Annotated in this window: 13 protein-coding genes; 6 read left to right on the forward strand and 7 right to left on the reverse strand. The window is 39.2% G+C overall.

Going from position 1 to position 12,964, the window contains the following annotated elements; all coding sequences use genetic code 11:
* Window positions 1-49 precede the first annotated feature (49 nt).
* A complete protein-coding gene (locus tag F938_RS09660) occupies window positions 50-613 on the reverse strand; it encodes a YceD family protein (protein WP_005031131.1) in 564 nt (187 codons plus the stop codon).
* A gap of 97 nt (window positions 614-710) precedes the next feature.
* On the opposite strand from F938_RS09660, the gene F938_RS09665 reads away from it, so the two are divergent.
* The gene (locus tag F938_RS09665; RefSeq protein ID WP_005031132.1) at window positions 711-1,376 is read left to right on the forward strand and encodes an elongation factor P hydroxylase; all 666 of its coding nucleotides are present in this window, start codon (window positions 711-713) and stop codon (window positions 1,374-1,376) included.
* Window positions 1,377-1,644: 268 nt separating this feature from the next.
* Window positions 1,645-2,262, forward strand: coding sequence for an L-threonylcarbamoyladenylate synthase (locus F938_RS09670; RefSeq protein ID WP_004830246.1), 618 nt, complete (start codon window positions 1,645-1,647; stop codon window positions 2,260-2,262).
* 85 nt (window positions 2,263-2,347) lie between these two features.
* On the opposite strand, the gene F938_RS09675 is transcribed toward F938_RS09670, so the two are convergent.
* A complete protein-coding gene (locus tag F938_RS09675; protein WP_005031134.1) occupies window positions 2,348-3,142 on the reverse strand; it encodes a MipA/OmpV family protein in 795 nt (264 codons plus the stop codon).
* A 476-nt stretch (window positions 3,143-3,618) separates the two neighbouring features.
* Between F938_RS09675 and F938_RS09680 the strand changes: the two genes are divergently transcribed.
* Together F938_RS09680 and F938_RS09685 are read left to right on the forward strand one after the other, a co-directional pair.
* On the forward strand, window positions 3,619-4,434 hold the full coding sequence (locus F938_RS09680) for an MBL fold metallo-hydrolase (protein WP_005031136.1): 816 nt from the start codon (window positions 3,619-3,621) through the stop codon (window positions 4,432-4,434).
* A gap of 2 nt (window positions 4,435-4,436) precedes the next feature.
* Window positions 4,437-5,033, forward strand: a complete 597-nt coding sequence (locus F938_RS09685) for a dual specificity protein phosphatase family protein (protein WP_005031138.1) — start codon at window positions 4,437-4,439, stop codon at window positions 5,031-5,033.
* Window positions 5,034-5,056: 23 nt separating this feature from the next.
* Here F938_RS09685 and F938_RS09690 read toward each other — a convergent pair whose 3' ends face one another.
* Genes F938_RS09690 through trpA form a run of 4 tightly spaced genes read right to left on the reverse strand, consistent with a single transcriptional unit; the run spans window position 5,057 to window position 9,034 of the window.
* Window positions 5,057-6,061 carry an SPOR domain-containing protein gene (locus tag F938_RS09690; protein WP_005031140.1) on the reverse strand — a complete coding sequence of 335 codons (1,005 nt, stop codon included), beginning with the start codon at window positions 6,059-6,061 and terminating at the stop codon, window positions 5,057-5,059.
* Window positions 6,052-7,341 carry a bifunctional tetrahydrofolate synthase/dihydrofolate synthase gene (folC, locus tag F938_RS09695; RefSeq protein ID WP_005031141.1) on the reverse strand — a complete coding sequence of 430 codons (1,290 nt, stop codon included), beginning with the start codon at window positions 7,339-7,341 and terminating at the stop codon, window positions 6,052-6,054. The genes F938_RS09690 and folC overlap by 10 nt, the downstream gene beginning before the upstream one ends.
* Window positions 7,338-8,234 carry an acetyl-CoA carboxylase, carboxyltransferase subunit beta gene (gene accD, locus F938_RS09700; RefSeq protein ID WP_005031142.1) on the reverse strand — a complete coding sequence of 299 codons (897 nt, stop codon included), beginning with the start codon at window positions 8,232-8,234 and terminating at the stop codon, window positions 7,338-7,340. Before accD ends, folC begins: the two co-directional genes overlap by 4 nt.
* Entirely contained in the window at window positions 8,231-9,034 is an 804-nt protein-coding gene (trpA, locus tag F938_RS09705) for a tryptophan synthase subunit alpha (RefSeq protein ID WP_005031143.1), read from the reverse strand. Before trpA ends, accD begins: the two co-directional genes overlap by 4 nt.
* 422 nt (window positions 9,035-9,456) lie before the next feature.
* On the opposite strand from trpA, the gene F938_RS09710 reads away from it, so the two are divergent.
* Window positions 9,457-10,782: a Na+/H+ antiporter NhaC family protein gene (locus F938_RS09710; RefSeq protein ID WP_005031145.1), complete on the forward strand. Its 1,326-nt coding sequence runs from the start codon at window positions 9,457-9,459 to the stop codon at window positions 10,780-10,782.
* A 75-nt stretch (window positions 10,783-10,857) separates the two neighbouring features.
* Here the strand turns inward: F938_RS09710 and F938_RS09715 are convergent, their stop codons facing one another.
* Entirely contained in the window at window positions 10,858-11,892 is a 1,035-nt protein-coding gene (locus F938_RS09715) for an AraC family transcriptional regulator (RefSeq protein ID WP_005031146.1), read from the reverse strand.
* 154 nt (window positions 11,893-12,046) lie between these two features.
* Here F938_RS09715 and F938_RS09720 point away from each other — a divergent pair, with 154 nt between their 5' ends.
* Window positions 12,047-12,922 carry a metal-dependent hydrolase gene (locus tag F938_RS09720; protein ID WP_005031147.1) on the forward strand — a complete coding sequence of 292 codons (876 nt, stop codon included), beginning with the start codon at window positions 12,047-12,049 and terminating at the stop codon, window positions 12,920-12,922.
* The last annotated feature ends 42 nt before the right edge of the window (window positions 12,923-12,964 follow it).

Genomic DNA, 12,964 nt, shown 5'->3' on the forward strand with positions numbered 1-12,964 from the left:
TGGATCAGAACAAATTCGGTTGTCTTAACTTAACAGTATAACACAAAATTTAGTTAAGTTTACCCTTCAAACTTGCCAAAACATCAAACGGGTTATCCCGTTTTTCTTCAACAATGTCCTGAACGGCTGGCTGATGCTTATGTTCACAAGCGTCATGCTTAGGAGACAAAGGCATCAACAATAACAATTCATCTTCTAAAAGCGCGAGTAAATCAACAGTTGCAGGAGTATTGGTTAAATAATCTCCCTTGGTTGTTGCTTCACTTTCACCTAATACGATGAAATCAGCATCCTCATCCAAGCGCTCTATCAGTGACTCATCATCTATTAAAGCCAAATGGAAATCAGAAACCAGAGGAATTTCAACAGAATCCAGACAACGCTGACATTCCATTGGAACTTTAGTATCTACATGACCATCTAACCATACGATACGATGATACGCATCCATTGATAGCTTACAGTCTATATTGATCAATTGATCATCAATTGATCCAACAGCTTCACGGGAAATACGAACAAAGCGAGACAATGGCAGTGTACCTGACCATGTAAAGCCTTGTTCAGCCCATTTAAACGGCTCTATCTGTGCCGGAAAGGTATTTGCTGACATAATTAAGGCGGCAATTCTACAAATTCATAGGTACTCTGTCAAAGATTAAGATACAATTTTGTACTTATTTAGACAGATCTCTTGAGTAATACAAGCCATGCATCAGTTGCAGCCGCAACCTGAAGTCACTACTTCATTACAATTTAACACCCGCTTAACCTCTGAAAACACATTGGAAGTGACCGATGTGCAACGCTCCCAATGGGAGAATTTGCAAACAGAAGCCCAGCAAGTAGATTGGCTTATCTTACACTTTAATCGTTGGTTTTCCCACCTAAATGTAATACTTGTTCGTGGTGATTTTGAACCTGAATATTTTCCTGCAACAAAAGACCAGCCTGCGCGTATTCAATTTGCACATGGATTTTTTAATAGTGCTTTACATGAAATTAGTCATTGGACCATTGCAGGTGAACAACGTCGATTGTTACCTGATTTAGGCTATTGGTATGCGCCAGATGGACGTACAGCTGAGCAACAAGCATTGTTTGAACAGGTTGAAATCAAACCTCAAGCCATAGAATGGTTATTCTCTAAAGCATTTGGACGAAAATTTCGAGTCTCACTGGATAATCTCACTGGAGAAGGGGGTGATGGTGCTAGATTTAAAGATCATGTTTATGCTCAGGTACAACACTTTTTTTCAGGTGAAACTAAACTTCCTCGCGATGCAAAACACTTTATTGAATGTATTTGTGCATACACTCGAGGTGGCAAAACATTACAAAGCAGTGAGTTCAACCGAAATGATTTAGATGGTTAATCAAAATAAGTTAACTCAAACATCTTTACCAACTCATTTCGCCATCTTGATTCTATGGCTGGCGATATAATTGCAATCAGAGTCCACTCATTCGCACTAGATCGACATAGATTTTAGTGAATGTCATATTCAAAAGCTAAAATACCTGAGCCATCGTTCTAATATTATTAAAATATGAATGAGTTCAAATAAAATTACAAATAATGGTGTTCTTAACCATTTATTTTCAATACCATATATCAATAGATAATAAATCAGGAGAATAAATATGCTGCATTTAAGAGTACATCCTGACAATCCTCAACCACGTTTAATTAGTCAAGCTGTAGAAAGAATTCGAGCAGGTGATGTTGTGGTCTATCCAACAGATGCGGCTTATGCCATAGGCTGTCAGATTGGAAATAAGAATGCGATGGAACGTATTGCTCAGATTCGTGGCTTAGGTGCCAAACATCAATACGCCATTATTTGTGCTGACTTATCAGATATCGCCACTTATGCCAAAGTAGACAATGCAATGTATCGACTACTTAAAGCCAATACACCTGCAGTCACCACGTATATTTTACCTGCAACCAGTGAAGTACCGCGTCGCTTAATGCATCCAAAGAAAAAAACCATCGGTCTACGTGTTCCAAGTAATCCTGTCTGTCAAATGCTGTTAAAAGAGTTGGGAGAACCCTTACTGACAAGTACCTTGATTTTACCCGGTCAAGATGCACCAATGGATGATCCCTACGATATTGAACAATTATTGGAAAAACGCATTGATGTATTTATTGACAGTGGTTTGGGAACTTTAACCACCACTAGTATTGTCGATCTCTCTGGAGTAAATCCAGAAATTGTTCGTCGTGGTGTGGGCGATGTCAGCGCTTTTGAATAAGCGCTGGACATTTAAGTTTTAAAGCGATCTCTTTCTCGAAGTCACATGAATAACATTAATCACTCTAATATTAATCATGTGATCATCAAAAATTATAGGTTAATCCCGTATAAAAGATAGTTGTTGTTTTTTCATTTATTAAAGGTCCATTTTGGGCTTTATTGGGTAAGAACTCTTGCTTGACTGCACCACTCAAACTAATGTTCTTTGTAATATTATAGATTGCACCTAGCGAAACTTGCGGGACAAGCAATTGATTTGGTTTGTAAGATGTAACACCTCGAGCAACTTCACTATCCAATACACCATAGTAATAATTTGCTCGCTTATCAGAGAGCCAATTTACACCAACATTTGGAATAATGGTGAGCTCTGGGGTAAGACTCCAAAAATATTCATATTTTAAACGCAACTCCGCACCTTTACTCGCTCCACCAACATCATTGACAGCTTGTAAAGAAAGTTGGCCATAAGGTGAATGAATAAGCCCTTCAAAACCTAAATCAACACTTAAATCTCGGTCTTCCAATTGAGATTTGTTTAGATTTTTTTCTGCTAATTTTCTTCTACTGAGTTTATCAACGTCTAAAATCATCATACTGGCATTTGCAATCGCACTAAATTTAACCACCTGATTTTGATATAGATTAGCACCTGCATACAAACCACGAACAAAAAAACGATCACTTTCATATGCAATAACAGGAACAGGGATAACTTCTGTTTTTTCTCCTACATACATTCCAGTACGCCCAACTACCCCCATGCCTAAACTCACACCCTTAACCTTATTAATTTGCTTAATTGTTTTATCTACATCCGCCGCAAAAACAACAAAAGGGAAACACAATAACGTGGTAAATACAGTTCTTTTCAACATCTTCCATCCCACCTATATTAAGAAATTTTAAATAATAACACTTATTAAACAACGCAAAACACCAACTTAAGTAAATTTAATCAATTAATTAAATTTACTATAGCCGTTATAAATTATTTTTAAATTTACATAAAAATTAATAAAAACAAAATATTACAAACATAATTTATTCAAAAAGATATATCTGATTTTAAAAATAAATGCGAACTTCGTTACAAAGTTGTATACAACCCTACCCCATCATCAAAAAATTATTTAAAAAATCTTAAATTCAACTCTTAATTTATGAAGATACAGCGCATAAAAATTTTGATTTTCAAACAAAGCCCTTGTTGTGATTATTGATCCAATTGAAGATTTCTCTTTTGAAATGCGCTTCCAAGGTAGAGATTTGAGTAGTTTATGATTATTTTAGATTGGTATTTTTTCCAATTCAGTTTATAAACAAAGCACAATCCTAAAAACAAAGCATCATTATGATATACAACATTCATCATTTACATTGTGGAACGATGTGTCCAATCTGTGCACCCATTTATGGGCAAAAGGGCTTACATGCAAAAATGGTCTGCCACTGCCTCTTAGTTGAAACCGATAAAGGCTTAGTACTGATTGATACAGGATTTGGGACCCAAGATTATCTTCACCCTCAAGTACGCCTAGGCAAGTTATTTTCAAAGGTCAGTGCTATTCAATTTGATTTTACACTGACCGCACTCGCACAAATTCAACAACTCGGCTTTCAGCCTTCTGATGTGAAACATATTTTAGTCAGTCATTTAGACCTAGATCATGCTGGAGGAATTTCAGACTTTCCTCAAGCCACGATTCATATTCTATCCAGTGAATATAATGCCGCTCAAAAACTATCGGTGATGAATAAATTACGTTATCGCCCACAACAATTTAAAAATCATCGTCACTGGAACTTTCTTGAGCCCAAGAATGGAGAATCTTGGTTTAATTTTCACAAGGTTCAAGGTTTTCATATATTTAATGATGAAATTTTATTGATTCCATTACTGGGACATACCACCGGACACTGTGGTATTGCGATTAAACAACACAATGGATGGGTATTCTTCTGTGGGGATGCTTATTACAGCCATTTGGAATTAGATCCAAATCATAAGCTTCCACTATTGGATAAACTTGAACGCTTATTTGCAGAAAATAATACCGCTCGTTTAAAAACACTTTCTGAAATCCAACGTTTGGCACACAATGAGCCTCGCATCGAAATAATTTGTGCGCATGATCCCGTTGAACTTGACCGCTACCTTGTAAAATAATCATGAAATTGAAATTACTCGCCTCTACCGTCTTAGTCAGCTTAAGTTTACAGTTTGTAGGCTGTATGACGACATCAGCACTTCCTGATCACCAACGCCCACAGCAATGGGGTACTGTGGTGAATAAACAGCATAATTTTTATCGTATCAGTGACAGCGTTTTCCGTAGTGAACAGCCCAGCACAGAGATTATTCCTGCCTTAAAAGAGCATGATATTGCTGTGGTCATCAATCTAAGGAGCCGTGATAGAGATAAAACTGTTTTGGCACAACAAGATTTTCAATTGGTACATATTCCAATCAACACTTGGGCAATCGATCGTGATGATTTACTTCAAGTCATGAAAACGATTCAAACGGCTGAGAAAAAGCAGCAAAAGGTTCTTATTCACTGTTATCACGGCTCAGATCGTACGGGTGCAAGTGTTGCCATGTACCGTATTATTTTTGAGAATTGGTCAGTCGATGATGCATTAAAAGAAATGAAACATGGTGGTTATGGTTTTCATCCAATTTGGAGCAATATTGAAAAACTTTTTACCCCTGAAAATATAAAATGGATTCGTGAGCAACTCACGAATCCATCTTTAGCGACCTAATCTATAACACTTAACATCAGCTCTTAACGGCGATCCAAAGGAACCCATTCGATCACCCAAGCGGATTTCATGCCTAAACTTGCATCAGCATTGATCTTTTTACGTGATGCATCAGCAGACTCTCGATCTTTAGATGGTCCAACCATGATACGAATACCTTTCGAGGTTGGGCTTTTGGTGACTTTATACCCTTTGGCACGGAGCTTTGCAGCGACTGCATCTGCATTGGCTTCATTGGCTGCAAGTGCAACTTGTACCATCCATTGTTTATCACCATTTTCCAGTAAATCGCGTGCTTTTTCTGCCTCAACTTTCTTTTTAGCTTCCTCAGCTTTACGCTTTTTCTCAGCTTCTGCTTTCTTCTCTTCAGCTTGTTTTTTCTCAGCAGCGGCTTTCTTTTCAGCTTCTACTTTGCGTTTCTCGTCAGCTTTCTGTTGTTCTTCTAGCTTACGTTTTTTCTCTTCAGCTGCTTTACGCTCTGCTTCTGCGGTAGCTTGTCGCTTCTGCTCAGCGAGCTTTTTTTCAGCTTCGGCTTTCTGTTTCAACTGTGCATTTTGTTGCTCAAGCTGTTTCTGTTCAGTTGCTTTCTGCTGCGCTTTGGCTTTTTCATCTTGCACCAGCTCAGGAGGAATATCTGCACCCTCTTGTGCTGCCGCTGCTGCACCACGTCTTGCATTTGCAGCAGCATATTCTTCAGCCGCTTTACGTGCAGCATCAGCCTCTGCCTGTTGTTGCATACGTAAAAACTCAGCAGCCTTGGCTTCTTGTTCAGCCACAGCTTTTTCACGAGCACGCTTTTGTTCTTCCAACAGACGTTTTTCTGTTGCAACATCCACAGTCAATGGTTGTAATTGTACAGCCTCGCCTGCAGGCGTAGTTTTGTTTGGCTGAGTTTGACTTGCAGGTTGTGTTTCAGCCTGTCTTTGGTGGATTTCTTCTTTACCTTTTAGAAGCAATGCCGCCAATAGAACACCACCACTTAATAAAACAACACCGCCCATCCAGCGTTGTTTGTTATTCATTGACATTCTTCTAAATACTCCCAGACCGCTTCTAAGGTATGGAACGAACCACACACCAAAATCAGCTGATTATTATTGGTTTCTGCAAGCGCTGATTGAAATGCGGCTTGTACACAATCAAACTGTTCAACTGTCTCATTCTGCAATGCAGTGTGCAACTGTTCCATTGATGCTGCACGAGGCACAGTTAATGGAGCAATTTTCCACTTTAAGACAGTATTTTTCAACAACTTGACCACAGAATCTATATCTTTGTCAGACAACATTGAAAAAATAGAGACAACTTCTGTGTACTGTTTATTGTATTCTAAGAATTTTCGCAATTGCTTTAACAAAAATTCAACACCATGCGGATTATGTCCCGCATCAAAGATGACTGTTTTATCTTGTATTTTTCTAATTTCAAAACGACCAGCCAATTGTGCCTTTTTGATTCCCTGAGCAATTGCCTGTTGCGAAACATTTAAATCACTGAGTACAACTGCGGCAACAGCAGTAGAAATATTTTCTAAAGCAAGCTGCCCTGTTGGAAATTTCAAAGTCGTACCTGAACTTGCAAAGTTCCAAGTCTGACCATCTTCAGATAGCTGATAAAAATAATCACGATTTACAGCATATAGCTGAGCATTACATTGTTGTGCTTTGTCCTGAATCGCTTGTGGCATTGCTTGTAAGCCACCAAAGACGACAGGAATATTTGGACGAATAATTCCTGCTTTTTCAAAAGCAATTTTTTCAATCGTATCGCCCAACCAGTCGGTATGATCTAAACCAATATTGGTAATCACAGCGAGATCTGGGTCAATCACATTGACCACATCTAAACGTCCACCTAACCCTACTTCAAGCACCCAAACATCACATTGTTTCTGTTTAAAAATAACAAATGCTGCCAGTGTGGTTGCTTCAAAAAAGGATAATGATAAATTGCAGATACGACGTGCTTGATCAACTTGAACAAAAGCATCAATCAGAGTTTGATCATCAACTTCCTGACCAGCCAATTTGACACGTTCATTGAATCTGTAAATATGTGGGGATTGATATAGACCTACATTCAAACCTTGCGCATTGAGTATGGCAGCGAGGGTGGTTGTGGTTGATCCTTTACCATTAGTGCCAGCAACAGTGATCACTTTTGCTGAGGGACGCATGATTTCGAGTTGTTCAGCTACAGGAATGACTCGCTCTAAGCCTAAATCAATTCCTGTAACGTGAACATGGCTCCAATAATCGAGCCATGTTTGTAATTTATCAGTATTTAAAGGTGCTGTTTCGTTGTTCAAGGCAAGTTCATCAGTTTCGCTACAATACGATATACAGTATCACGTAATGCATGACGATGAACAATTTGATCGACCACCCCATGATCAAGCAAGAATTCCGCACGTTGGAACGGTTCTTCAAGTTTCTCACGTACGGTTTGTTCGATAACGCGCTTACCAGCAAAGCCAATCATCGCTTTAGGTTCTGCAATTTGTACATCGCCCAACATTGCCAAAGACGCAGTAACACCACCATAAACTGGGTGTGTTAACACCACGATATAAGGTAGATGTGCATCTTTCATTTTTTGAACCGCAGCTGAAGTACGCGCCATTTGCATAAGCGACAACATGCCTTCTTGCATACGTGCACCGCCAGAAGCTGCAAAACAGACTAATGGCTGTTTGTCTTTAATGGCTTTTTCAGCAGCCTGTACAAAGCGATCGCCCACGACAGTACCCATTGATCCAGCCATAAAGTCGAATTCAAAAGCACAAGCCACCATTGAAATATTTTTCAACTGCCCTTGCATGGCGACCAGCGCTTCAGTTTCACCTGTTTTATCCTGCGCTTCTTTTAAACGCGCTGGATAAGGTCTACTGTCGACAAAATGTAACGGGTCTTTAGCAACAAATTCTTGACCAAGTTCATTGTTAACTTGATCAAAGAACCAGTTCAAACGATCACGTGCTTTCATTTTCAAATGTTCATCACATGACGGACAAACATAAGCATTAAAAGACATCGCTGTACGAGTCACGAGTGCATGACATTCAGGGCACTCAATGGTTGGTTCAGTAAACGTCGCTTTGAGTGTTTGTTGTTGATCAGGCACATCAATGCCTGGAACTTTACGATCTGTCCACGGCGTAATTGCGCTGAGGATTTTCCCTGATTTCACTTCTTGATTCATACTAACTCATCGAGCGCCGCTCGAAGCTCCTTGACTTTATTCACTGCTGCTTCAACAGCTTGTTCTGGTGCAAGATTTGCAAAAGGTTTGACAAAAGCACTTCCAACAATCACAGCATCTGCAACTTGACCAACAGCTTTAGCAGAAGCAGCATCACTGATTCCAAAACCTACACCAACAGGAATATCGGTAAAGGTTTTAATTTTTTGGATACGTGTTGCGACTTCAGTTGTGTCTAATGTTGCAGCACCAGTGACACCTTTTAGAGACACATAGTAAATAAAACCACGGGCTTGATTTACTACATGTTGAATACGCTGTTCAGTAGAGGTTGGTGCGAGCAAAAAGATTTGATCCATATCGTATTTTTGCAATACGTCATCTAATGTTTTTGCTTCTTCTGGAGGTAAGTCCACAAGCAACACGCCATCTACGCCACATTCATGGGCATAAGCCACAAACTTTTCATATCCAATGACTTCAACAGGATTTAAATATCCCATTAAAACAACAGGTGTAGTGGTGTCTTTTTGACGAAACGCTTTGACCATATTCAAAGCATCAAGTGTGTTGGTGCCGGCAGCCAGAGCACGCTCTGCTGCAAGTGCGATTACAGGACCATCTGCCATCGGGTCGGAAAATGGTAATCCAAGTTCTACAACATCTACGCCTGCTTCAACCATCTGATGCAACAATGGTACCGTTACATGAGGTTGTGGATCACCCGCCATCACATAAGAAACCAAAGCCTTACGCTGTTGAGATTTAAGTTGTGCAAAACGAGTGGCTAAACGTGACATAGGATTGTACATTCCTTGAATTGTTCAAACTTGAGGAGTTTTTAGATGATCAGACAACTGAGATGAATTTAAAATTCATTGACTTATTATCTTCCATCATCCAAATGTATAAATACAAGACACTGCATTGTAACGCTATTTTTTACTCAAAGGATAGAGTCACATAGTCGCTCAAACGTATCTTGTTTTATATGACAAATAATAAAACAACCCATATGTACATTTAGCGCTATTTTCAAAATGAGGACAATGATCAAAGTTACCTATTTTTAATATAATGAAAATCCCACATATTTTTTAAAAAATAAAAATAAATCATAACTATAGGGTAAAAAAAGCACTTCTAGAAGATACACAATCATTTTTCAGAAATTGCAAAAGCTGTTTATACTACGCGGGATTCTGATTTTTTATCTCCTCTTATGACCACACTCCCACAGGCTAAAGTGCAAGCCAGTGCGCTTGCGCTATTACCACTTATTGTATTTTTAGCCATTTTTTTAGGCAGCGGTATTTACCATACCATCATTGGTACTGAATTTGCTTTTTATCAAGTCAAAGCCCCGATCGCAGCGTTGCCTGCGATTATATTGGCGATTTTGCTGTATAAAGGAAAAATAAACTCAGCAATTGAAGCATTTTTAAATGGTGCAAGCCATCCAAATTTGATCCTCATGTTTATGGTTTTCATGTTGGCAGGCGCATTTGCGAGTGTGACCAGTAGCATTGGAAGTGTGGATTCAACTGTTCAATTTGGTTTATCCATCATTCCACCGACATTTGTCTTGCCCATGCTGTTTGTGATTTCAGCTTTTATTGCAACTGCAATGGGAACATCAATGGGCACAATTGCAGCTTGTGCTCCGATTGCGTTTGGATTCTCCCAAGCCACAGCGATTCAGCCCATTTATGCCATAGGTGCAGTGGTTAGTGGTGCAATGTTTGGTGATAATCTATCGATGATTTCAGATACCACCATTGCGGCAACGAGAAGTTTAAATGTAGAGCTACGCGACAAATTTCGGGTCAACATTTGGATTGCACTACCGGCTGCAATCATCACCATCATGATTTATTTTTTGACCAGTCACCAATCTCAACTCATTGAGTATAAAAGCTATAACTTATGGTTGATTGTGCCTTATTTGGCTGTTTTCTTTTTGGCTTTTACCCGTTTGCACGTGCTTGCTGTGTTGACGATTGGTATTATCCTTTCTGTCTTAATCGGTCTGGTTGCAAAGCCTGAATTGGATTTACTCAAATTAAATAACGCAATTTATGACGGATTTATGGGAATGTTTGAGGTTGCGCTACTTTCCATGTTTTTAGGTGGACTTTCTGCCATTATGCAAAAGGAAGGTGGTTTAGAGTGGTTAATTCAACGGATTTATTCTGCAACCCGACGATTTAATATTGGTCGACAACGTGCAGGTGAAATTGGTATTAGCTTTTTGGTGATTTTCTCGAATTTATTCGTTGCCAATAATACTGTGGCAATTATCTTATCTGGTGATATGGCACGAGAAGTTGCCAAAGAATATGGTGTAGACCCCAAACGTGCTGCTGCATTCATGGATATTTTTTCATGTGTGATTCAAGGCATTATTCCCTATGGTGCACAACTTTTACTCGCATGCTCAATTGCTAAACTTTCACCTATGGAACTCATCAGCTCCATTTATTACTGCTGGGTATTGGCAATATTTGCAGTTTTAGCTATCGCATTTAGATTTCCAAAATTAAAATAGAAATCATAAATAATAGGCATGAAAAAATTAACTTAGCCTACCGCCATATTGTCTAAGTTAGTTTTTGCAAAGCATTTATGAAGACTTTAAATCTTGCTTTTTTTCTAACAACGTTTGACCACTATATGCTTTATAGGCTCGGGCTAAAGCGGACTGATCCGAGTAACCTAAACGCATTGCAATTTCAGAAAGTTGTATGTCACCACTCAGTAAAAATTCACATCGTTTCATGCGTTCACTTTCAACAATTTTTTTAAAAGAAGTGCCTAAATCACTGAGTTGACGTTGTAAAGTACGTGTCGAAATATGCAGTTCCTGTGCAACATCCTCAATCTTTGGCGCTTGTTCTTTGAGTTTTAAATACTCCGCCACGATAATATGCAATTGCTGGGCAATGGTTTTATAGCGAGGTTTTGCTGCGATCGCTTCTTCTGCCTGCTTGACCAAGAGTTGCATCAAAGATGGGTCAGCTTGTTGTATCTTCAGTTCCAAGCCTTCCATACGCAATACAAAACTATAGTGAGGTTGATTGAATAGCACCTCGCAAGCATAGAACTTTTGATAATGATAGAGTGCCATCTGTGGGGCGTGTGCAAAGTATACTGCTTGTAGGGGAAATTGATTTGGGGGTACGATTTTCCGTGCAAGATGCATCATCAGCGCATTGGTAAATTCATTAATTAAAATATATTTATCATGATGAAATGGCCAAATTAAATGAACATACTGCCCTTTTTGTTGCATCTGCATGGGAATTACTTCATCCCCATCAATCACCAAACGACTAAAGCGCATAATATTTTGTAATGCTTCGGCAACGGTGGTACTTCGGGATGCCATATAACCCAACACTCCAAAATGTTCTGGTCGAACATATTCCGCCATTTCAAAAACAATTTGTGGACAATCGAAAGCCTGTTTGGTTTTTTCAATCAATTTCTGAAAGAATAAATAAGCCGATTGTGTATCAATAGGTAATGACAGGATACTCAGCAAATGTTGTTTTTCATCTGCCTGCAAAAAATCAAGTGTGGCAACATCCACGCCTCGCTCAGCCAAGTACATCTGCCAAAGATGGAAATAGCCGTTCGGAATCTGAAGCTCTTGCATATCCTTGCACTCTTTCAATTCTATATATCAACCAATTTGACATTATAAATTTTCATTCTGTCATAAAATGTATAAAAATTGGCAATATCTGTCAAAACAAAGCTGCAATTTCCCGACATACTGAAATCATCGAAAGCAATGCAAGTAAAACAAAATGAATGCATTAGTTAAATATCAGGTGGACCCAGTCGTTCGCACCAAGCTCGATTTCAAGCTTGAGGATGTTCCTCGCTTCTGGTTTGGCGGAGATCCATTCCGTACACGTTTATTTGATGCTTTGAGCCTAACCTTTCCAGATGGAGAGCGCTACTTTATTGAAAGTGTTCGTTTATTTCGCAATAAAATCACTGATCCAGATTTGCAACAACGGGTTGCTGACTTTATTCGTCAAGAGGCTCAACACGGTATGGCACATGACAAAATGAACCAAGTCATGAAAGACCAAGGAATGCCTGTTGATCGTTTTATTCAGCTTCTACAGAAAATATTTAAATTTGAACTCAGCCAACGTTCTCCACAGTACAACATCGCTATGACCGCTGCAGCGGAACACTTAACCGCACTTATGGCAGAAACTTTTTATCGTCATAAAGCAACTTTAGCTGAAGCACATCCTTATGTTCGCGCTTTGTTAGCATGGCACTCTATTGAGGAAATGGAACATCGAGATGTGGCCTTTGATGTGATGCAACAAGTGGGGGAAGTTCCAGATCATTTACGCCGTTTCGCTTTGGCGTTTACCACAATCATGATGTTCAACTTCACGCTGTACCGAGCCAATATCATGTTGAAGCATGATGGTTTCAGCCGTCTAGAACGAATCAAGATGGCGGCTCAAGGCTTACCCTGGTTCTTTGGAAAGCAAGGTATTCTTTCAGCAATGAGAAGTGAATATTTGGATTGGTTTAAAAAAGATTTCCACCCTAGCCAACATCCAGTAATTCGCCAATATCAAGTTTGGGTCGATACCATGGCTACCACCAATGATCCAATTCAAGCAGGTGAAGCATTTTGGCAAGCAGGTTTATAAGTCTGCTTATGCTACACCTTTGTTGATGGGTAAATGTGAGAA

The sequence above is a fragment of the Acinetobacter bereziniae LMG 1003 = CIP 70.12 genome (assembly GCF_000368925.1).
GTDB classification, from domain to species: domain Bacteria; phylum Pseudomonadota; class Gammaproteobacteria; order Pseudomonadales; family Moraxellaceae; genus Acinetobacter; species Acinetobacter bereziniae.

Excerpts from the sequence above, each read along its gene's own strand:
- F938_RS09660 (WP_005031131.1), bottom strand. The coding sequence starts at position 613 with ATGTCAGCAAATACCTTTCCGGCACAGATAGAGCCGTTTAAATGGGCT.
- F938_RS09665 (WP_005031132.1), top strand. The coding sequence starts at position 711 with ATGCATCAGTTGCAGCCGCAACCTGAAGTCACTACTTCATTACAATTT.
- F938_RS09670 (WP_004830246.1), top strand. The coding sequence starts at position 1,645 with ATGCTGCATTTAAGAGTACATCCTGACAATCCTCAACCACGTTTAATT.
- F938_RS09675 (WP_005031134.1), bottom strand. The coding sequence starts at position 3,142 with ATGTTGAAAAGAACTGTATTTACCACGTTATTGTGTTTCCCTTTTGTT.
- F938_RS09680 (WP_005031136.1), top strand. The coding sequence starts at position 3,619 with ATGATATACAACATTCATCATTTACATTGTGGAACGATGTGTCCAATC.
- F938_RS09685 (WP_005031138.1), top strand. The coding sequence starts at position 4,437 with ATGAAATTGAAATTACTCGCCTCTACCGTCTTAGTCAGCTTAAGTTTA.
- F938_RS09690 (WP_005031140.1), bottom strand. The coding sequence starts at position 6,061 with ATGTCAATGAATAACAAACAACGCTGGATGGGCGGTGTTGTTTTATTA.
- accD (WP_005031142.1), bottom strand. The coding sequence starts at position 8,234 with ATGAATCAAGAAGTGAAATCAGGGAAAATCCTCAGCGCAATTACGCCG.
- trpA (WP_005031143.1), bottom strand. The coding sequence starts at position 9,034 with ATGTCACGTTTAGCCACTCGTTTTGCACAACTTAAATCTCAACAGCGT.
- F938_RS09710 (WP_005031145.1), top strand. The coding sequence starts at position 9,457 with ATGACCACACTCCCACAGGCTAAAGTGCAAGCCAGTGCGCTTGCGCTA.
- F938_RS09715 (WP_005031146.1), bottom strand. The coding sequence starts at position 11,892 with ATGCAAGAGCTTCAGATTCCGAACGGCTATTTCCATCTTTGGCAGATG.
- F938_RS09720 (WP_005031147.1), top strand. The coding sequence starts at position 12,047 with ATGAATGCATTAGTTAAATATCAGGTGGACCCAGTCGTTCGCACCAAG.